The organism is Curtobacterium sp. HSID17257 (assembly GCF_003989515.1).
Classification (GTDB): domain Bacteria; phylum Actinomycetota; class Actinomycetes; order Actinomycetales; family Microbacteriaceae; genus Curtobacterium.
This window is the reverse complement of record NZ_RBLU01000054.1, coordinates 1-19,722: the sequence shown is the minus strand read 5'-3', so window position 1 is coordinate 19,722 and position 19,722 is coordinate 1. Positions and strand designations below refer to the sequence as shown.

Annotated in this window: 23 protein-coding genes and 1 tRNA gene; 17 read left to right on the top strand and 7 right to left on the bottom strand. The window is 72.5% G+C overall.

The annotated features are described in order from the left end of the window. Positions 1-86 precede the first annotated feature (86 nt). Positions 87-1,004 carry an isoprenylcysteine carboxylmethyltransferase family protein gene (locus D8M35_RS09970; protein ID WP_126891724.1) on the top strand — a complete coding sequence of 306 codons (918 nt, stop codon included), beginning with the start codon at positions 87-89 and terminating at the stop codon, positions 1,002-1,004. 48 nt (positions 1,005-1,052) lie between these two features. Here D8M35_RS09970 and D8M35_RS09965 read toward each other — a convergent pair whose 3' ends face one another. Continuing rightward, positions 1,053-1,469, bottom strand: coding sequence for a VOC family protein (locus D8M35_RS09965; protein WP_126891723.1), 417 nt, complete (start codon positions 1,467-1,469; stop codon positions 1,053-1,055). A 249-nt stretch (positions 1,470-1,718) separates the two neighbouring features. Here D8M35_RS09965 and D8M35_RS16405 point away from each other — a divergent pair, with 249 nt between their 5' ends. Further along, the gene (locus tag D8M35_RS16405) at positions 1,719-1,874 is read left to right on the top strand and encodes a hypothetical protein (RefSeq protein WP_153257442.1); all 156 of its coding nucleotides are present in this window, start codon (positions 1,719-1,721) and stop codon (positions 1,872-1,874) included. A 19-nt stretch (positions 1,875-1,893) separates the two neighbouring features. On the opposite strand, the gene D8M35_RS17205 is transcribed toward D8M35_RS16405, so the two are convergent. Further along, positions 1,894-2,022: a hypothetical protein gene (locus D8M35_RS17205; protein ID WP_274542772.1), complete on the bottom strand. Its 129-nt coding sequence runs from the start codon at positions 2,020-2,022 to the stop codon at positions 1,894-1,896. A 264-nt stretch (positions 2,023-2,286) separates the two neighbouring features. Between D8M35_RS17205 and D8M35_RS09960 the strand changes: the two genes are divergently transcribed. From D8M35_RS09960 to D8M35_RS09935, 6 genes are all read left to right on the top strand, one after another. Beyond that, on the top strand, positions 2,287-2,844 hold the full coding sequence (locus tag D8M35_RS09960; protein ID WP_126891722.1) for an RNA polymerase sigma factor: 558 nt from the start codon (positions 2,287-2,289) through the stop codon (positions 2,842-2,844). Continuing rightward, on the top strand, positions 2,841-3,419 hold the full coding sequence (locus D8M35_RS09955) for an Asp23/Gls24 family envelope stress response protein (protein WP_126891721.1): 579 nt from the start codon (positions 2,841-2,843) through the stop codon (positions 3,417-3,419). Before D8M35_RS09960 ends, D8M35_RS09955 begins: the two co-directional genes overlap by 4 nt. 87 nt (positions 3,420-3,506) lie before the next feature. After that, entirely contained in the window at positions 3,507-3,917 is a 411-nt protein-coding gene (locus tag D8M35_RS09950; RefSeq protein ID WP_126891720.1) for a hypothetical protein, read from the top strand. A gap of 86 nt (positions 3,918-4,003) precedes the next feature. Continuing rightward, complete coding sequence (locus D8M35_RS09945; RefSeq protein ID WP_126891719.1) at positions 4,004-4,522, top strand: hypothetical protein; 519 nt, start codon at positions 4,004-4,006, stop codon at positions 4,520-4,522. A 129-nt stretch (positions 4,523-4,651) separates the two neighbouring features. Further along, positions 4,652-5,257 carry an HD domain-containing protein gene (locus D8M35_RS09940; RefSeq protein WP_126891718.1) on the top strand — a complete coding sequence of 202 codons (606 nt, stop codon included), beginning with the start codon at positions 4,652-4,654 and terminating at the stop codon, positions 5,255-5,257. Positions 5,258-5,641: 384 nt separating this feature from the next. Then, positions 5,642-6,298 carry a helix-turn-helix transcriptional regulator gene (locus D8M35_RS09935; protein ID WP_126891717.1) on the top strand — a complete coding sequence of 219 codons (657 nt, stop codon included), beginning with the start codon at positions 5,642-5,644 and terminating at the stop codon, positions 6,296-6,298. Positions 6,299-6,307: 9 nt separating this feature from the next. Here D8M35_RS09935 and D8M35_RS09930 read toward each other — a convergent pair. Continuing rightward, a tRNA-Val gene (locus D8M35_RS09930) sits at positions 6,308-6,380 on the bottom strand. Positions 6,381-6,441: 61 nt separating this feature from the next. After that, positions 6,442-8,037, bottom strand: coding sequence for a long-chain fatty acid--CoA ligase (locus tag D8M35_RS09925; RefSeq protein ID WP_126891716.1), 1,596 nt, complete (start codon positions 8,035-8,037; stop codon positions 6,442-6,444). A gap of 507 nt (positions 8,038-8,544) precedes the next feature. Here D8M35_RS09925 and D8M35_RS16600 point away from each other — a divergent pair. The 3 genes from D8M35_RS16600 (at position 8,545) to D8M35_RS16395 (ending at position 9,504) form a co-directional block, all read left to right on the top strand. Further along, positions 8,545-9,108, top strand: a complete 564-nt coding sequence (locus tag D8M35_RS16600) for a MarR family winged helix-turn-helix transcriptional regulator (RefSeq protein WP_161972638.1) — start codon at positions 8,545-8,547, stop codon at positions 9,106-9,108. Between the two features lie 79 nt (positions 9,109-9,187). Then, entirely contained in the window at positions 9,188-9,337 is a 150-nt protein-coding gene (locus D8M35_RS16400; protein WP_153257441.1) for a hypothetical protein, read from the top strand. Continuing rightward, entirely contained in the window at positions 9,334-9,504 is a 171-nt protein-coding gene (locus tag D8M35_RS16395; RefSeq protein ID WP_153257440.1) for a hypothetical protein, read from the top strand. Before D8M35_RS16400 ends, D8M35_RS16395 begins: the two co-directional genes overlap by 4 nt. Here the strand turns inward: D8M35_RS16395 and D8M35_RS09915 are convergent. Then, positions 9,477-11,231, bottom strand: a complete 1,755-nt coding sequence (locus D8M35_RS09915) for an AMP-binding protein (protein ID WP_126891725.1) — start codon at positions 11,229-11,231, stop codon at positions 9,477-9,479. The genes D8M35_RS16395 and D8M35_RS09915 overlap by 28 nt on opposite strands. A gap of 74 nt (positions 11,232-11,305) precedes the next feature. Between D8M35_RS09915 and D8M35_RS09910 the strand changes: the two genes are divergently transcribed. From D8M35_RS09910 to D8M35_RS09900, 3 genes are all read left to right on the top strand, one after another. Continuing rightward, positions 11,306-11,848: a hypothetical protein gene (locus D8M35_RS09910; protein WP_126891714.1), complete on the top strand. Its 543-nt coding sequence runs from the start codon at positions 11,306-11,308 to the stop codon at positions 11,846-11,848. 67 nt (positions 11,849-11,915) lie between these two features. Further along, positions 11,916-12,911: an aldo/keto reductase gene (locus tag D8M35_RS09905; RefSeq protein ID WP_126891713.1), complete on the top strand. Its 996-nt coding sequence runs from the start codon at positions 11,916-11,918 to the stop codon at positions 12,909-12,911. Next, a complete protein-coding gene (locus D8M35_RS09900; protein ID WP_126891712.1) occupies positions 12,908-13,525 on the top strand; it encodes a hypothetical protein in 618 nt (205 codons plus the stop codon). The genes D8M35_RS09905 and D8M35_RS09900 overlap by 4 nt, the downstream gene beginning before the upstream one ends. Before the next feature lie 31 nt (positions 13,526-13,556). Here D8M35_RS09900 and D8M35_RS09895 read toward each other — a convergent pair whose 3' ends face one another. Together D8M35_RS09895 and D8M35_RS09890 are read right to left on the bottom strand one after the other, a co-directional pair. Then, positions 13,557-14,489 (bottom strand): alpha/beta fold hydrolase, encoded by a 933-nt coding sequence (locus D8M35_RS09895; protein WP_126891711.1) that lies wholly within the window; start codon positions 14,487-14,489, stop codon positions 13,557-13,559. After that, entirely contained in the window at positions 14,462-14,950 is a 489-nt protein-coding gene (locus tag D8M35_RS09890; protein WP_126891710.1) for a peroxiredoxin, read from the bottom strand. Before D8M35_RS09890 ends, D8M35_RS09895 begins: the two co-directional genes overlap by 28 nt. A gap of 242 nt (positions 14,951-15,192) precedes the next feature. On the opposite strand from D8M35_RS09890, the gene aceE reads away from it, so the two are divergent. From aceE to D8M35_RS09875, 3 genes are all read left to right on the top strand, one after another. Further along, positions 15,193-17,937: a pyruvate dehydrogenase (acetyl-transferring), homodimeric type gene (gene aceE / locus D8M35_RS09885; RefSeq protein WP_126891709.1), complete on the top strand. Its 2,745-nt coding sequence runs from the start codon at positions 15,193-15,195 to the stop codon at positions 17,935-17,937. Between the two features lie 7 nt (positions 17,938-17,944). Then, on the top strand, positions 17,945-19,174 hold the full coding sequence (locus D8M35_RS09880; protein WP_126891708.1) for a CdaR family transcriptional regulator: 1,230 nt from the start codon (positions 17,945-17,947) through the stop codon (positions 19,172-19,174). A gap of 129 nt (positions 19,175-19,303) precedes the next feature. Then, the coding region (locus D8M35_RS09875) for an ACP S-malonyltransferase (RefSeq protein ID WP_148113351.1) at positions 19,304-19,722 on the top strand (419 nt) is incomplete at its 3' end.

Sequence of the window (19,722 nt, the reverse complement as noted above, 5' to 3'; positions counted from 1 at the left end):
CGCCGACGGCTGCGCCCCGCGAGGACGGGGGCGTCTCGCCCAGGACGGGGCGTCTCGCAGCGCCGCCGCGCTGCTAGGTTGCAGCTGTGTCGTGGGGTCGGTGGTGGTTCGCGCTGCAGGCGGTCGCCGGCGCCGCCTGGTGGGCGCTCGTCCCCACCGTGCCGTTCGTCCGGACGGCGACGCTCGGCTCGCTCGACCCCGTGCTCGTCGCCGCGCTCGACGTCCCGCTCTTCGTCCTCGCCTCGGCGGCCGCCGCTGCAGGCATCCGCTGGGCTGCCGTCGTCGCCACGGCATGGACCGTGCTCGTGCTGCTCGGCACGGTCGTCTGGGCGACGGTCACCCGCGAAGCCGGTTGGGGTGTCGTCGCGATGACCGCGGCGACCGTCGGCTCCGTCCCGGCGCTCTCCCACGTGCTGCTCGGACGGGTACGGACCGAGCTCGTCACCTCGGGACCGCTGCGGTTCCGAACGGCCGACCCGGACGCAGGGCCGGTCCGGCACGTCCTCGGGACGGCGGTGCAGATCGTCGTCTTCTGGGGCCTCTTCCTCGGTGTGTTCCCGCTGCTCGTCGCTGCCGCCGAGACCCGCTGGCGCCTCCGACCGACCCTGCCCGACGCGGTCGTGCACGACGTCGCGGTCGTCGGCGTCGTCGTGTTCGTCCTGGCCAGCCTGCTCGGCCTGGCCTCGGCGCTGTCGATGTCGACCCGTGGTGCCGGCACCCCGTTGCCCTCGGCGATGCCGAACCGGCTGGTGGTGGCCGGGCCCTACCGGGTGGTCCGGAACCCGATGGCCCTGGCGGGGCTCACCCAGGGTGCGGCGGTGGGACTCGTCACCACGTCGTGGACCGTGCTCGTCTACGCGGTCGCCGGTTCCGTGGTGTGGAACTGCATCGTGCGCCCGCTCGAGGAGTCCGACCTGGAGCAGCGCTTCGGTGACGAGTTCCGCCGCTACGCCGCAGCCGTGCGGTGCTGGGTGCCGCGCCTGCGACCCGTGCCCCGGACCTGACCGCGCGCACCGCGGTGTCGCTCGGACGAGCCCGTCGGCGCGTCCGGATCAGGACCCTGCACCGGTGATGTTCACGAGCCAGGTGACGCCGAACCGGTCGGTCAGCATGCCGAAGGTGTCGCCCCACGGTGCCTTCGTCAGCGGTTCGATCACCGTCGCTCCCTCGGCCAGGCCCTCCCACCAGCCGGTGAGCAGGTCCTCGTCGTCGCCGCTGAGCGACACGGACACGTTGCTCTCGGTCGGTGTCGGCATGCTCGCCGGCGAGTCCGACGCCATGAGCAGCAGTCCCCCGGGGGTCTCGATCTGGCCGTGCATGATCTTCTCGGCGTCCGCAGGGTCCTGCACCATGCCGCCCTCGGCGAAGGTCATCGTCTTCAGTTCGCCGCCGAGGACCCCGTGCCAGAAGCCGAGCGCCTCGCGGGCCTGGTCGCGGAAGCCGATGTAGGGGTTGAGGTGGACGGACACGGTGTCTCCTTCGGGTCGCGCGGACTCCGACGGCCGCGTCGGCACGATGATCGCAGACCACCGGGACCGGCGGAAGGTCCCGATCGCGCGTGAACCGGACGACCGGTCGGATCGCGTCCGGAAGACGAGCGGATCCGCCGGGCCTCCCGCCAGCCGTGCAGTGTGGGCGGGGTCGCCCGTCGGGCGACACACCGCGCTCGGGCCACCGAGCGCGGACGCCGGGTGCGGACGACGTGAGAGGAGCGACGGGTGCGACCGAGACTCTCCGACCTGCACGAGGAACCCGGCGAGTGGCACCGGCGAGGGCTGCGCCACCCGGACGAGATCGCCTCCCTCGTGCACACCCGGCTGCTCGAGAACGTCCCGGCCGACCCCACCTACCGCGACTTCTTCACCACCGGGTGACCGTCGTGCGCTGCCCTGCTCAGAGATCCCGGAGCATGCGACCGGCGACGACGTCGTTCCAGGCCGTCGTGGCCCCCGCCTCGACCGCGGTGTGCAGTCCCCCGTGGCCGTCCTCCAGACCGCACCGCCACCGGTCGAACACGCTCATGCAGAGAACGCGCGCAGAGCGGCCCGGGCCGACGACCGGAGACTGCGGCGCTGGGCCGTCGGGCACCTCCGGTGCTGTCGCCGGATCGGTCGCGGGCAGGGGTGTCGCTGTCGTGTCGTCGTGCATCTCACCAGTGGGACGACACCAAGAGCCGATGTGTCACGAAGTGACCGACTGGACGACGCTCGGGCGCGCCGTCTGCGGGTGGTGCATGCTCGGAGGGGACCGGTCCACCCACCGGCTCGGCTCGGACGGAAGGCGGGGATGAGCGACGGCACCTCGCTGCAGCACGCGTCCGACGCGACGCTCGTCGCCCGCGCGGCCGACGGGGACGTCCTGGCGTTCGAGGTGCTCGCCCGCCGGCACGGACCGCTGATGCGCATCTACGCGGAGCAGGTCCTCGGCTCGAACGTCGAGTCCGACGACGTGGTGCAGGAGGCCTTCCTGACCGGGTGGCGGAAGCTCACCGACCTCGAGGACACCGCGCGCTTCCGACCCTGGATGATGCAGATCGTCACGCGTCGGGCCCTCGACCGGCTCCGCCGGCGGCGACACCACGACGACCTGGCGGACCACGACGAGGCGGCCGACCCGGCGCAGGTGCCGGAGCGTACCGTCGAGACCCGGATGCAGCTCGACGCGATGTGGGCGGCGCTGGACCGGATGCCGGTCGACCAGCGTCGGTGCTGGCTGCTCCGCGAGACCGCCGGCTACAGCTACCAGCAGATCGCCGAGGAACTCGAGCTCCCGACCTCGACCGTGCGGGGTCTGCTCGCACGGGCACGACGGTTCCTCTCCGCGGAGATGGAGGGATGGCGATGACGACGAACGGCCTCCCCCTGCCCGAGGACGACCTCGACGGGCACACGATCGAGGAACTCGCGGACTACCTCGACCGTGGCCGGATCCCGATCGACCCGTCCATCGAGGGCTCGGCCGCCTGCCGTCTCGCGATGACCAACATGCAGCGGCTCCGCGAGTTGTCCCTCGGCGCCCTCGAGCAGCGTGCCGACGCCGAGCCCGAGCGGGAGACCGCCTGGGTCGACCGGCTGCTGGAGGCGATCCGTACCGAGGTCCGTCCCGGGCGAGACGTCCCGGTCGCCCATCCCGACCCCCGGCTCCGCCTGGCGGTGACCGAGGCGGCCGTCCGCGGTCTCGTCCGTCGAGCCGGCGACACCATGGGCGGTGTCGTGATGGGCCGGTGCGTGCTGCGCGGCGACGTGGAGCAGCCCGGGGCCGCTGTCAGCATCGACGTCACGGCAGGACTCGTCTACGGCGGGCCGGCCCTCGACACCGCCGAGCGGCTCCGCCGGACCGTCGCCGAGGCCGTCGAGCGCCACACCGAGCTGCGCGTCGAAGCCGTCGACGTCCACTTCGACGACGTCTACCTGCCCTGACGACGGCCTGCACGAGGACGACCTGCACCGACCACCACCTGCCCGACGCCGACGATGACGACCCACCAGGAGCGAGGAGCGCGACCCATGGACGACGAGGCGATCTCCCGCACGCTGACCGACCGCATCCGGCACGTCCCGGGTGTCACCGGGGTCTTCCCGCCCCGCCCCGTCGCTGCCGTGGCCGAGACCGTGCTCGACGCCGTGACCCCCGTACCGCTCCGCCTGCACGACCCCGACGTGCTGGTCGACGTGGACCGGCACGGCGGCCGCGTGCACGTCGTCGCCGGCATCAGCGTCGACGGAGGTCGTGCCGCCGCGGACACGCTCCGCGCGGTCGGCGAACGCGTCCGCGACCTGCTCGACGCCGACGGGACCGCGACCGCGGACCTGATCAGCGTGACCGTCCGGCTGATCGAGGACCCGGCGGACGCTGCGTCGACAGCCCCGGTCGACGGAACCGAAGGCTCGGTCGACCGGCCGACGACGATTATGTAAGCGCTTCCACCCAGAACTCTCCCGCCCCTAGGGTCGACCGGACACGGCACGACCGGCGTGCCGCACGAGCACGGGAGCAGGGACCCATGGGCCTGATGGACAAGTACAAGGCGCTCTTCACCGGACCGGCGATCGACGTCGCCGCCGAGGTCGGACGGCTGCTGCCGGGCGGCGACCGCGTCCTCGCGCACACCCAGGCCGTCCCGAGCGGCTACCAGCGCGGAGGCGGTGGTGTCGGTCTCGACGGTCGGTTGATGAACCTCGTCACCTCGGCCGTGGAGACCGCGGTCTCCCGCTCGCAGCACGTCGGCGGCGACGAGGGCTCGCGTGCGCGGTCGCTGCCCACCGAGGCCGGGCCGTACACGCTCGTGGTCAGCGAGCGGGCGCTGTCCTTCTGGGACCTCGGACTCACCGGCAACCAGCTGCCCGCCGAGCACGTCGTCAGCGTCCCCCGCGCCGAGGTCGCCTCGTTCGTCGACACCGGGAAGACCGCGCAGGGCGGCGTCCCGGTCGCGCGGATCACCTTCACGGACGGGTCGTTCGCCGACCAGCGGCTCGTCGGGAAGCCCGGGCCCGACTTCTGGCTGGCGGTCGCCGCCGGCTGACCGCGGCACCGCCCCCGTCGGGCGACGCACGAGGCACCGGACGGGAGGCGCGTGGCGGGCCCGTACCGCGCCTCCCGTCCGCGACCCCACCGGCATCGGCTGTGTGCGGTGGACGTGCCATGATCCGGTGTGCACATCGACGACTTCCCGGTCTCCGACACCGCTGCCGCCCACGCGGCCGTCTCGCTCGCCGAGCGCTACCAGTCGACGGCGATGACGGCACACGCCGTCCGGTCCTGGTACTGGGCACTGGGGTTCGCGGCACTCGACCGGCTCGACGGCGTCGACCACGAGCTGCTCTGGGTCGCGGCCGTCCTGCACGACATCGGCACCGTGACCGAGTTCGACGCCCACACGGCGTCGTACGAGCACGCCGGCGGACACGTCGCCGTCGCCCTGACGACCGGTGCGGGGTGGAGGGTCGAGCGGCAGCAGCGCGTGCTCGACGTGATCGTGCGGCACAACTGGCCGAGCGTCGACGTCGGCCTCGACCTGGAGGGACACCTGCTCGAACGCGGGACCGGACTCGACGTCTCCGGAGCGGGGTCCGACCTGCTGCCCGAGTCGTACCTGCGCGAGGTCCTCGCACAGTACCCCCGCGGCACGCTCGCTGCGGAGTTCGGCGCGTGCGTCGTCGACCAGGCCGCACGGAAGCCCGACACCGCGGCGCGCCGCCTGGTCGACGGCGGTGTCGTCGCGAAGCTCGCGCAGAACCCGCTCGAGACGCTGTCCTGACCTCGACGCGCGCGCAGTGCGTAGTGCGCAGTGCGCAGTGCGCAGTGCGCAGCTGGACGTGACAGCATCTGGTCATGAGCACCGTTGCGGCCGACGTCCGTCACGTCGTCGAGGCCTCCGGTGACGACCTCGATGCAGCCCGAGCGATGTTCGAGCGGCGTACGGCGCCTCCGGGTTCCTGCCCGAACGGACCGAGCGGGACTTCGGCTACCGCTTCCGGTCCGTCGGTGGCGACGCGATGTCGCTGGACTCGAAGCGCTTCGACGGTCGGATGGCCGGCGAGGTCGACGGGACGAGCCACTACTTCGTGACGTGGGTCAGCGACGGCGGCGGGTTCCTGGACATCGATCGCGACGAGGTGGGCTCGCGCCCGGACGGCCCATCGTGTTCCCGAGCGAGCGCCCGTACCGCTTCGACCTCGCCGACGTCCGGCAGAACGTGGTGCAGTTCGACCGCCGCACGCTCGAGCGCACCGCCGCCGAACTGCACGGGACCGAGCCGGCACCCCTGGTGTTCGACCGTGCCGCGCTCCCGCGGCGCCAGGACGTCCGCGCGTGGAACGCCGAACTGCGCGAGACCGCGCAGGTCGTGCTCGGCAGCACCCCGCTGACCCCGCTGGCGATGGCCGAGGCCAGGCGCCGAACGGCCGTCGCGATGCTCAGGACCTTCCCGCACAGAACGCTCGCGCCCGCCGCCCCGGTGCCCGTCGGGGCCCGAGGGCGCGTGCAGCAGGCGATCGAGTACATGCACGCCAACGCCGACGACCCCACCACCACCACCGACGTCGCCGAGCACGTCGGGCTGAGCGTCCGCGGGCTGCAGCAGGGCTTCCAGCGACAGGTCGGGACGTCGCCGAACGCGATGCTCCGCGGGATCCGCTTCGACCGGGTGCGGACGGAGCTCCGGTACCACTCGGTGGGCGAGACGACCGTCGCCGCTGTGTCGCGGCAGTGGGGGTTCGCGCACGCCGGGCGGTTCTCGTCCGCGTACGCGAAGCGCTTCGGCGAGCTGCCGAGCGAGACCCTGCGCGCACGGCGCTGACCGGCGGAGTGGGCCCTGCCGGGATCGAACCGACGACATCCACGGTGTAAACGTGGCGCTCTACCAGCTGAGCTAAAGGCCCCTGCGGACGATCCTAGACGCTCGACCGAGCCGCCCGGACCGTCACGCGTCGTGCGGGACGCTCAGCCGAACCGCTCGACGAGCTCCCGCTTCAGCACCTTCCCGCTCGGCCCCAGCGGCAGCGCGTCCACCACGTGCACGACCCGCGGGTACTTGTACACGGCGATCTCGTCGGCCACGAAGCGGGTCAGTTCCTCCGGGGTGACCTCGGCGCCGTGGCGGAGCACGACGGCCGCGGCGACCTCCTGCCCGTGCACCTCGTGCGGGATCCCGAACACGGCGGCCATCGTGACGTCCGGGTGGGCGGCGAGGACCTCCTCCACCTGCCTCGGGTACACGTTGTAGCCGTTGCGGATGATCATGTCCTTCGTCCGGTCGACGATCGTGAGGTAGCCGTCGTCGCCCTTCGTGCCGAGGTCGCCCGTGCGGAACCACCCGTCGACGATCGCCTCGGCGGTGGCCTCCGGGCGGTTCAGGTACCCGTTCATCAGGTTGTGCCCGCGGATCACGAGCTCACCGATCTCGCCGCGGGGAAGCAGGACCGTGCGGTCGGTGACCTCGGGGTCGGCGATCTCGATGTCGACGCCCCAGATCGGTGTGCCGATGGTGCCCGGACGCGGTGTGGCGCCGACGTGGTTGAACGACGCCACGGGAGAGGTCTCGGTCAGCCCGTAGCCCTCGTGCACCGGTGCGTCGAACACCTGCTGGAACCGCTCGAGCACGGCGAGCGGCAGGGAGGCGCCCCCGGAGATCGCGTACCGCAGGTGCGGTCGGGCGTCCGAGCGCGTCGCCGCGTCGAGCAGTGCGATGTACATCGTCGGGACGCCCATGAAGATCGCGGTGTCGTGCTCGACCATCGCCGCGAGGGCCGCGTCACCGTCGAACTTCGGCAGCATGACGATGGTCGCGCCGGCACGGAAGCCGGTGTTCATGGTGCAGGTCTGGCCGAACGTGTGGAAGAGCGGCAGCGCACCGAGCAGGACGTCGCCACGGCGCATGTCGAAGGTGGTGAGCAGGCACGTGTTGACCTGTTCGAGGAGGGCGAAGTGCGACCCCTCGGCACCCTTCGGCTTCCCGGTCGTCCCGCTCGTGTACAGGATCGTGGCGGTGTCGAACGGGTGGCGGGGCACGTAGGTGTCGAGCGGCTCGTTCGCGGCGGCGACGGTCTCGAGTCGGTCGGGGGCACCCTCGGCGTCCGCGGGGGCGAGCACACTGAGGACGTCGACGCCGGCGCGCTCCGCTCCGGCCGCGCCCTCGCCGAGCAGCGGCGCCGCGCAGACCAGCAGCCGCGCGTCGCTGTCGCGGAGCACGAACTCGATCTCGCCGCGCTTCAGGAGCGCGTGCACGGGCACGACCACGGCCCCGAGTGCGAGGACGGCGTAGTAGGCGCGCGGGAAGTCGGCGACGTTCGGCACGAGCATCGCGACCCGGTCGCCCTCGCGCACGCCGCGTGCGCGCAGGCCGCCCGCGTAGGCGAGGGTCTGCTGCCACAGCTCGGCGTAGGTGGTCCGCTGGTCGCCCACCACGACGGCGACGTCGTCCGGGAACCGCGCCGCGGACTCGGCGAGGATCGCGGCGACCGAGGCCGTGGCCTGGGTCGTCCTGGCGCCGTCGGCGGCGCCGGGTGCGGGGTGGCTGCTGGTGGTGGTGCTGGTCATGCCGGCCTTCCGTCTCCCGTGACGAGTTCTCCTCACGGAGCCTACGGCGAGCGGCCGCTCGACGACCGGATGCGCGCCGCCGGGCGCGCCACCGGGTCCGCAGGACCTGAACGTCGGCTGCACGCGGTGCGCGCAGCGGCTGTGGGCTTGCGCTCCCAGCAGGATCGTGTTCAATCGAGTCGTCGTGGTGCGGGTCAGGCACCACGACACGGGCGGCCGGTCTGTGTTCGGGTCACGGATCGGCCGCCGCCTCTGCTCCCCGCGCACGCGCGCGAGCCGGCCCGTGCCGGTCGGGAGGCGCGTGGCGGGCGCGCGACGCTCCTCCCGTCCGCGCCGCGACGGCCGGGAGGCGCGCTCCGGGCCCGCACAGCGCCTCCCGTCCGCCCCGCGCCCGGTGTCCGGCCGTCACCGCAGCCACCGCATCCGCGACCGATGCGCGTACCCCGTTGTCCCACACCCCGCCGCGACGGCTCGGTACTGTCGACCCGACGACGTGAGGAGGGTGCGATGACCGAGGACGGCACGCACGGGGCATCCGGGTACTGGTACCCGGACCGGCCGGCGAGGACCGGTGTCGAGCTGCTCACGACGATGCGCCGCTACCGGGCCGCAGAGGTCGCGATGCGCGAGCGAAAGCGCCGGTCGATGGGGATGAACGCGACCGACATGGAGGCGGTCCGTTTCCTGCTGCGGGCGGCCGAACAGGGCCGCGCCGTGCGTCCGGGAGACCTCACCGCGCACCTCGGCATCACGTCGGCGTCGACCACGGCCGTCGTGAAGCGACTGGTGTCCAGCGGCCACGTGGAGCGTCACCCGGACCCGGCGGACGGTCGCGGAGCGCTGCTCGTGGCGACCGTGCACAGCGACGACGAGGTCCGGTCCGAGCTCACCGACGTGCACGCACGCATGATCGCGGCGGCGGACCGACTCTCTCCGCAGACCGTGATCGAGATGCAGGCGTTCTTCGCCGAGGTGATCGACGCGATGGGCGCCGACTCCCCCGCCGACGAGGCCGACGGCACGGACCGTCCGGGCGCACTGGCCGATATGCGTACGCATAAAAGTGGGTAGTTAGACAAACTAGAGAAACCGGAGCAGGCTGGTCCGCGTCGCCGATCGGCGACCACCCACAGCACGGGAAGGGCCGGCCATGAGCACCATCGACGCGACGCACTCGCAGTTCTCCGAGGTCCGGGAGGCTGCCCGCGGGCGACTCCTCGCCACGGTGGCCACGAGCCTCGGGATCGTCGCAGTGACCGTCGCCACCGCCGCCGTCACCGTCGTCACCCTCGGGGCGTGAGCACGATGCGCACCGTGGACGACCTCCGAGAGCTCCAGCGCCACCCGCACGAGTGGCACCGTCGCGGGCTGCGGCACCCCGACGAGATCGACGCCCTCGTGCACCACCGCACGCACGGCGAGGTCCCGCCCGAGCCGACCTACGGCGACTTCTTCCGCGGCGCCTGAGCCCGACCGACCGACCGGAGCTCCGGGAACTGCTCGTCCCGCCACTCCCCCTCGACCGGCGTCCCTGCCGCGGCCGCCGTCTCCTCGCGCTCGCGCAGCTCGACCCGACGGATCTTCCCGGAGATCGTCTTCGGCAGCTGTCCGAACTCGACGCGGCGGACCCGGGCGTACGCCGGGAGCGCGACCCGGGCGTGCTCGAGCACGGCGCGGGCCGTCTCGGCCGTCGGCTCCCACCCGGCGGCGAGCGTGACGTACGCCTTCACGACGTTCAGCCGCGCGTCGTCCGGTGCGGGGACGACGGCGCTCTCGGCCACGGCGGCGTGCTGCAGCAGGGCGCTCTCGACCTCGAACGGCGACACCTTGTAGTCGGACGACTTGAACACGTCGTCGGTGCGGCCGATGAAGGTCAGCTGGCCGTCGGCGTCGCGGCTCGCGATGTCGCCCGTGTGGAAGAAGCCGTCCCGCATCGCGTCGGCAGTGCGCTCCGGGTCGCCGAGGTAGCCCGCCATCAGGTTCGTCGGTCGCTCGGTCAGGTCGAGGCAGACCTCGCCCTCGTCGCCGGCACGGCCCGTCAGGGGGTCGAGCAGCGTCACGGCCACGCCGGGCAGCGGACGTCCCATCGCGCCGGGCGTCACGGCGCCGCCCGGCACGTTGCCGATGATCGCCGTGGTCTCCGTCTGCCCGTAGCCGTCGCGGATCGTGAGACCCCAGGCCGCCTGCACGCGGGCGATCACCTCGGGGTTGAGCGGTTCGCCGGCCGAGACCACCTCGCGCAGGGCGCGCGGCTTCGGTCCGAGGTCGGCCTGCAGGAGCATCCGCCAGGCGGTCGGGGGCGCACAGAACGTGTCGACGCCGGCCTCGTCGAGCTGCGCGAGGAGCCCGGCCGGGTCGAAGCGTGGGGTGTCGTGGACGAAGACGGTCGCCTCGGCGATCCACGGCGCGAAGAAGCAGCTCCAGGCGTGCTTGCCCCATCCGGGCGAGCTGATCGCCAGGTGCACGTCGCCGGGTCGGAGTCCGAGCCAGTGCATCGTGCTCAGGTGGCCGACCGGGTACGACGCCTGCGTGTGCACGACCATCTTCGGCCGCGAGGTGGTGCCCGACGTGAAGTACACCAGGCAGGGGTCGTCGGTGCTCGTGGTCACGACCGGCCGTGCCTCGTCCGCCGGCGCCGGGTCGCCGAGGTCGTCCGGGTACGACGTCCAGCCCTGCACCGCTCCCCCGACCACGATGCGTGACGGTGCCCCGGTGACGCCGTCGAACTTCGGCGTCTCGCCGTGGTTCGTCACCACGTGCGCCACGTGACCGCGGTCGATGCGGTCCTGCAGGTCCGCGGTGTCGAGCATGGTCGAGGTCGGCAGGATCACCGCGCCGAGCTTCATCACCGCGAGCATCGTCTCCCACAGCTCGAGCTGGTTGCCGAGCATCAGGAGCACGTGGTCGCCCTTCCGGACGCCGAGCCGGTCCAGGTGCACGGCCAGCCGGTCCGACCGGGCGGCCATCTCGGCGTAGGTCGTGCGGGAGCCGCCGTCCTCGTCGACGATCCAGAGCGCCACGCGGTCGTTCCCGCGCGCGACGACGTCGAACCAGTCCGTCGCCCAGTTGAACGTCCCGCCCAGGTCCGGCCAGCGGAAGGCACGTCGGGCGGCCTCGGCGCGCACGCCGTCACGCTCGTCGAGGACCGCGAGCAGCTCGTCGCGGGCGGCGCGGTAGGCCGTGGTCGGGTTCAGGGAGGGCACCGGACGATCATGCCCCACCCGGCGCTCGCAGCGCACCGTCGCACGGCACGGGTAGCGTCGTCGACGTGGTCGGTGTCGGTGTGGTGGACGAGGCCGGGCGGCTGCGGCTCCTCGGCAACGCGGTCGCGGGTGCGGCCTTCGGTGTGGTGCTCGCCGTGCTCGTCGCGTCGTCCTGGCTGACGACGACCACGGCGCTGCTCGTCGGGGTCGGGGTGCCCACCGGGGTCCTCGGCGCGGCGATCGGCGTCTGGACGCAGCTGCGCTCCTGGCGGGCCGCCGGCGGCTACGAGCGGTCGGTCGCCGTGCAGCGCTGGGTCGCGGAGCAGCGCGTGCCCACCGGGGTGACGGCCGACGAGTGGATCCCGGCGCTGCAGGCGCAGGCCGACCGCGAGGGTGCCGGCTGGGGCAAGATCGTCCTCTGCGTGCTCTGGACGGCGATGACGCTCTCGATGGCCGACCAGCACGGCCCGCTCCTGACCGGGATGCTCGTCGCGCTCTGGGTCGGGATCGGCGGGTGGTCCGCCCTCTGGGTCGTCCCCCGCGCCCGTGCCGCACGCGCACTGCTCCGCCGCGCTGTCGCGACCGAGCCGTACCCGACGGAGTCCTGAAGCGGGGCCTCTGCGCCTCGGGGATCGTCCCGGACCCTCCGGGGCCGCCGTGACTACGCTCGTCCGCATGCAGAGTCGCACCCTCGGCCGCACCGGCCGCTCCGTGTCCGTCGTCGGCCTCGGCACCTGGCAGCTCGGCGGTGACTGGGGTCCCGTCAGCGAGCAGGACGCCGCCGCCGTGATGGACGCCTCCGTCGAGTCCGGCGTCACCCTCTTCGACACGGCCGACGTCTACGGCGACGGTCGCAGCGAACAGCTCATCGGGGCATGGCGTCGGGCGAACCCGGACGTCCCGCTGACGGTCACGACGAAGATGGGCCGTCGCGCCGAGCAGGTCCCGTCGAACTACGTCGCGGAGCACTTCCGCGAGTGGGTCGACCGGTCGCGCCGCAACCTCGGCCAGGACACCCTCGACCTCGTGCAGCTGCACTGCCCGCCGACCCCGGTGTTCGAGGACGACGCCGTGTACGACGCCCTCGACGCGCTCGTCGCCGACGGATCGATCGCCGCCTACGGCGTCTCCGTGGAGACCGCGGACCAGGCGCTCACCGCGATCGCCCGGCCGCACGTCGCCAGCGTGCAGGTGATCCTCAACGCGTTCCGGCTCAAGCCGCTGGACCGCGTGCTGCCGGCCGCACGGGAGGCAGGGGTCGGCATCCTCGCGCGCGTCCCGCTGGCCTCGGGGCTGCTCTCCGGCGGGTACACGGCCGACACCACGTTCAGCGAGGGCGACCACCGCAACTACAACCGACACGGCGAGGCCTTCGACCAGGGCGAGACGTTCAGCGGTGTCGACTTCGCGGACGGTGTGCAGGCCGCGCAGGCGTTCGCCGCGGCGCTGCCCGAGGGCGTATCGGTCCCGCAGGCGGCACTCGCCTGGATCGTCGCGCAGGACGGCGTGACCGCTGCGATCCCGGGCGCACGGAACCCCGAGCAGGCACGCTCCAACGCCGGGGCGGCGGACCTCCTCGACGGGAGCGCCCTCGACCTCGCCAGCCTCGACACCACGGTGCACGAGCTCTACGACCGGTGGTTCCGCGCGACCGTGCACGACAAGTGGTGAGCCGCCGGGTCGGCACGGGCCCCGCTCGTGCCGGCCGCACCGGCGGCCGCCGGACGGCGCCCCGGAGCGTCGTCGTGACGCTCGTGGCGGCGGTCGCGGTCGTCCTGCGCGCGCTCTGCACGGCGCCGGCCGCGGGGACGACGCGAACCGCGCCTCCCTGGCCGGCGCCGACGGACCTGCAGACGCGCGCCGAGGCGGCGGGCCTGCGGAACGTGTGGGGCGAGCCGCTCGCCGAGCACGTGCACACCCACCTGACGATCCTGGACGGGTCGACGCCGGTGACCGTGCCGGGCAACGTGGGGCACTCGTCGCGTGAGCGGTTCGCCGCCGAGCTCCACACCCACGACACGTCCGGCATCCTGCACGTCGAGTCCCCGACCCGGCAGACCTTCACGCTCGGGCAGTTCTTCGACGAGTGGGACGTCTCGCTCGGTGCCGGGCACGTCGGTGGTCTGCGCGGCGAGCTAACGGTGTGGGTGGACGGCCACCGGTACCTCGGCAACCCGCGGTCGATCGCGCTGACCGACCGGCGCCAGGTCGTCCTCGCCGTCACCACGATCGGCCAGGTGCCGCGCCTGCCGTCCCCGTTCGACTGGCCGCCGCAGTACCGCTGACGACGGTCCGCGCCCGGGCGCTCGGGGCGGGTCAGGCCGGTGCCGGGACGAGCCCCAGGAACGCCGCCACGGCCTCGGGGTGCTCGACGTGCGCGAAGTGCCCGCAGTCGTCGAGCACGGCGGTCCGGGATCCCGGCACCAGGCGACGGAGGTCGTCGAGGTCGGTCACCCGGGCGAAGACGTCCCCGCGGCCGAGCACCGCCGAGACGGGGCAGGCGACGGAGCGCCAGCGGTCGACGTCGTGGCCGGCGGCGTCCCGCGCGGCAGCCGTGAAGCGCTCGGGCCGGAACTCCTCCACGAAGGCGTCGAGGACGCTCGGGTCCAGTCGGCGGACGTGCGCGAACACGGGTGCGGCGACGAGCGGCAGGAGTCCGACGCGGGCGACGCCGCGGAGGATGCCCCTGGCCGATCGACCCGTGACGAGGAGACCGGCCCGCAACAGCGTGAACGCGGGCAGGGACGCGAGCGCGCGCCAGGGGTGGGCGGAGGCCCGCACCGTCGCCGTCGTCGTGCCGGACACGAGCCCGAGCGAACGGACACGGTCCGGGGCCACCACCGCGAGGTGCAGCCCGACGAACGCCCCCATCGAGTGCCCGACGACGTCGACCGGTCCCACGGCGAGGGCGTCCAGGACCTCGACGAGCACGCGGATGCCGTCGTCCACGGTGAACCGGCCCGAGGGCGCCGGCGAGGACCCCCACCCGGGCAGGTCGACGAGCACGAGACCCCGCTCGCCGACGCCGCCGGCAGCGGCCAGCAGGGGCGTCCACGTCGTCCACGACCCGGCGACCCCGTGGAGCAGCAGCACCGGGTCGGCTCCCGGACGGTGGTGCACCACCACCGGCCCCCGGCGGGTGTGCACCACGGTGCGCTCCAGCGCCCAGGTGGTGGGCGCGTCGCGCACCGGCCAGGGCGCGTAGCCGGGCGCGGTGGGTGTCAGGCGACCGGGACGGGCGCGGTGCACGCGGCGAGCCGGTCGAGTGCCTCGCGGTACTCGGCGACGTCGCGCTGCAGTCCGGGCTCGGTGATGATCGAGGCCTTGATGCGGCCGTGCACGTCGATGACGAAGGTCGCCCGGGTGGCGAAGCCCTTCTTGTCGAGGAACACGCCGTACTCCTTCGACACCGCGCCGTGCGGCCAGAAGTCGGCGAGCAGCTCGAAGTCGTAGCCGTGCGTCTCGGCGAACGAGCGGAGCGTCGCCTTCGAGTCGACGGAGATGCCGATCAGCTCGACGCGCTGGTCCTGGAACATCGCGATGTTGTCCTGCAGGGTACACAGCTCGTTGGTGCAGCCGGACGAGAACGCCAGCGGGAAGAAGACGAGGGCGACCGGGCGGACGCCCCGGAAGTCGCTGAGGCGGACGTGCTCACCGAACTGGTTCGGGAGCTCGAAGTCCGGCGCGAGGGAGCCGATCTCCAGGGCCATCGGTGCGCTGCTTCTTCCTCGGGCGTGGGGTGTGCCCGTGTCGCGTGTGCACGTGCGGATCGCGCGTGCACGATCGGCAATCGTACGCCCACGTCACCAGGACGCAAGTACCCGTCCACCTGCACGTCACCATCAGCCAGCGGGTCGGTCGTGGGGCCTAAGGTGGTGTGGGCCCCATCCGGTCGTGACCCGACCACCGGTGGCCCCCATGTCCACCACCACGAGAACGAACGAGGTCAAGGGTGACGGTGAACGACCAGGACCCGCGCAGCACCGCAGGGACCGACCAGGACCCCGAGGAGACCGCAGAGTGGCGTGAGTCGCTCGACGGGCTCGTCGCGACGCACGGCCACCAGCGGGCCCGCGAGATCATGCAGAGCCTGCTGAAGCGCTCGAACGAGCTGCACCTCGGCGTGCCGATGGTCCCGACGACCGACTACGTGAACACGATCGCGCCCGAGGACGAGCCGGAGTTCCCCGGCGACGAGGAACTCGAGCGTCGCTACCGCCGATGGATCCGGTGGAACGCCGCGATCACGGTGCACCGCGCCCAGCGACCCGGCGTCGCGGTCGGCGGCCACATCTCGACGTACGCGTCGAGCGCCGCCATGTACGAGGTCGGCTACAACCACTTCTTCCGCGCGCAGGACCACCCGTCCGGCGGCGACCAGGTGTTCTTCCAGGGCCACGCCTCCCCCGGCATGTACGCCCGCGCCTACATGGAGGGCCGCCTCAGCGAGGACCAGCTCGACGGCTTCCGCCAGGAGAAGTCGCACGCCGGTGGCGGATTGTCGTCGTACCCGCACCCGCGCCTCATGCCGCACTTCTGGCAGTTCCCGACCGTGTCGATGGGCATCGGCCCGATCAACGCGATCTACCAGGCACAGCAGGCCAAGTACCTGTCCAACCGCGGGATCAAGGACGCCTCCGACCAGCAGGTGTGGGCGTTCCTCGGCGACGGCGAGATGGACGAGGTCGAGTCGCGCGGGCAGCTGCAGGTCGCGGCGAACGACGGGCTCGACAACCTGAACTTCGTCATCAACTGCAACCTGCAGCGCCTCGACGGCCCCGTCCGCGGCAACGGCAAGATCATCCAGGAGCTCGAGGCGTTCTTCCGCGGTGCGGGCTGGAACGTCATCAAGGTCGTCTGGGGCCGCGAGTGGGACGACCTGCTCGCCCGCGACACCGACGGCGCGCTCCTCAACCTGATGAACGCGACGCCGGACGGCGACTACCAGACGTACAAGGCCGAGAACGGCGCCTACGTCCGCGAGAACTTCTTCGGCCGCGACCCGAAGGCGTTGCAGCTCGTCGAGGGCTACAGCGACGACCAGATCTGGAACCTCAAGCGCGGTGGCCACGACTACCGCAAGGTCTACGCCGCGTTCAAGGCCGCGACCGAGCACAAGGGGCAGCCGACCGTCATCCTGGCGAAGACCGTCAAGGGCTACGGCCTCGGCCCGAGCTTCGAGGGCCGCAACGCGACCCACCAGATGAAGAAGCTCACGCTCGACAACCTCAAGCAGTTCCGCGACGAGATGCGCATCCCGATCTCGGACGCGCAGCTCGACGAGGACCCCTACACGCCGCCGTACTACCACCCGGGCAACGACGACGAGGCGATCCAGTACATGCACGAGCGTCGCCGCGCGCTCGGCGGGTACGTGCCGGAGCGTCGCACGAAGTACACGCAGTTCACGCTGCCGGACGACGCGAAGTACCAGGTCGTCAAGAAGGGCTCCGGCAAGCAGGAGGTCGCCACGACGATGGCGTTCGCCCGTCTGCTGAAGGACCTGCTCCGCTCCCCGGACTTCGGCGACCGCGTGGTCCCGATCATCCCGGACGAGGCGCGCACGTTCGGCATGGACGCCTACTTCCCGACCGCGAAGATCTACAACCCGAACGGCCAGCACTACACGTCGGTCGACCGCGAGCTGCTCCTGGCCTACAAGGAGAGCCCGCAGGGCCAGATCATCCACGTCGGCATCAACGAGGCAGGCGCCCTCGCGGCCTTCACCGCCGTCGGCACCTCGTACTCGACGCAGGGCGAGCCGCTCATCCCGGTCTACGTCTTCTACTCGCAGTTCGGGTTCCAGCGCACCGGTGACGCCATCTGGGCGGCCGGTGACCAGATGGTCCGCGGATTCATGATCGGCGCCACCGCCGGTCGCACCACGCTGACCGGCGAGGGCCTGCAGCACGCCGACGGTCACTCGCCGCTCCTCGCGGCGACGAACCCGGCCGTGGTCTCCTACGACCCGGCGTACGGGTACGAGATCGGCCACATCGTCAAGTCGGGCCTCGAGCGCATGTACGGGACGAACGAGGACGGCTCGCCGTCCCACGACGACCCGAACGTCATGTACTACCTGACGGTCTACAACGAGCCGCTCGTGCAGCCCGCCGAGCCCGAGGGCGTCGACGTCGAGGGCATCGTCAAGGGCATGTACCTGCTCAAGCCGAGCGAGCACGACGGCCCGAAGGCCCAGCTGCTCGCGTCCGGCGTCGCGGTGCCGTGGGTCCTCGAGGCGCAGCAGCTCCTCGCCGAGGACTGGGGCGTGTCCGCCGACGTCTGGAGCGTCACGAGCTGGGGCGAGCTCACCCGCGACGGCCTCGACGCCGAGCAGCAGGCGTTCCTGAACCCGAACGAGCAGCCGCGCACCCCGTACGTGACCGAGCGCCTGCTCGGCACCGAGGGCCCGGTCGTCGCGGTGAGCGACTTCATGCACGCCGTGCAGGAGCAGATCCGCCCGTTCGTGCCGACCGACTACGCCACGCTCGGCGCCGACGGCTTCGGCTTCTCGGACACCCGTCCGGCGGCGCGCCGCTTCTTCCACATCGACGGCCCCTCGGTCGTGGTGCGGACGCTGCAGCAGCTCGCGAAGCAGGGCAAGGTCGACCACGCCGTCGTCCAGCAGGCGATCGACAAGTACCGCCTGCACGACGTCAACGCCGGGACCACCGGCAGCGCCGGCGGAGAGGCCTGATCCGCCGGTGAGCACACCCCGCACCGCCCCGGCCGCGAGCCAGGAGAGGGAGCGCGAACGCGCGCTCTCCTGGCTCCGGCAGGTGTCGGGCGAACTCTCGACCGCCACCATCAAGCGGCTCGAGGACACGCTGCCCTGGTACAGCGAGATGCCGCCGGGCCGGCGGTCCGCCGTCGGGCTCGTCGCCCAGGCGGGCATCACGTCGTTCATCTCCTGGCTCGAGGGCACCGCGTCGACCCCGTGGATCGCCGCCGCCGACGTCTTCGGTTCCGCACCCCGTGAACTCCTCCGCTCGGTGAGCCTGCAGCAGACGCTGCAGCTCATCCGCGTCGTGGTGACCGTCGTCGAGGAGCGTGCGAAGGACGACGAGATGCTGCAGGAGGCGATCCTGAAGTACTCGCGGGACATCGCCTTCGCGGCCGCCGACGTCTACGCGCGTGCCGCCGAGGCCCGCGGGCTGTGGGACGCCCGGCTCGAAGCGCTCGTCGTCGACTCGATCCTGTCGGGCGAGTACGACGACGAGCTACCCTCCCGCATCGCGGCCCTCGGCTGGCACGGCCACGGCGAGGTCGCGGTCCTGGTCGGCAACGCACCGAAGCAGCTCGAGGTCGACCAGATCCGCCGCACCGCCCGACACATGGACGCCGACGTGCTCATCGGGGTCCAGGGATCCCGGCTCGTGGTCGTCATCGGCCGTGCCACCCCGCGTGACGACGTGCCCGAGGGCGAGGAACCGGTGTCCTTCACCGCCATCGCCCAGGCCCTGGAACCGTCGTTCGGCGAGGGGCACCTCGTGCTCGGCAACGAGGTCCCCGGGGTCGTCGACGCCTCGACCAGTGCGAAGGGCGCCCTCGCCGGGTTCGCCGTCGCACGGGCGTGGCGCGGTGCTCCCCGACCGGCCCTCGCCGACGACCTGCTGCCCGAGCGGGCCCTGGCGGGTGACCCGCTCGCCCGGTCAGCGCTGGTGCAGCGCATCTACGTCCCGCTGAAGGACCAGTCGACCGAGCTGCTGCAGACGCTCTGGTGCTACCTCGACACCGGTCGCTCGCTCGAGGCGACCGCGCGCGAGCTGTTCGTGCACCCGAACACGGTGCGCTACCGCCTCCGTCGCGTGGCCGACGTCATCGGGTGGGACGCCACGCACGCCCGGGACGCCCTGATCGTGCAGTCGGCGCTCATCCTCGGGGCGATGTCCGAGTCGAACGCCGGCCGACGCCGCATGCCGAACCGTCGCTGAGGGCCGCGCCACGAGCGTGCGGATGACCGCGCCGACGATCGCCCACGGTAGGGATCGCACAACGTCCCCGCCGGATCGCTGTCGGATGTCCACACGGACCGGATCGGCCGTGACGGCAAGGATTGACCGGTGATCGTCGTCGTCGCGCCCGGACAGGGCTCCCAGACCCCCGGCTTCCTCGCCCCCTGGCTCGAGGACACCGCCGTCCGTGACCGTGTCGGAGCGTGGTCCGAGGCGATCGGCGTCGACCTCGTCGAGCACGGCACGACCTCCGACGCCGACACCATCAAGGACACCGCCCTCGCCCAGCCGCTCATCGTGGCGGCCGGGCTCGTGACCGCCGACGCCCTGCTGGCCGACGGCCGTCGCGCCCTGGTCGGTGGGGTCGCCGGACACTCGGTCGGCGAGTTCACCGCCGCCGGCGTCGCCGGGATCCTCGAGCCCACCGACGCCGTCGCGCTGGTCGCCGAGCGCGGCCGTGCGATGGCCGACGCCGCCGCACTCGAGCCGACCTCGATGGCCGCCGTGCTCGGAGGCGACGCCGAGGA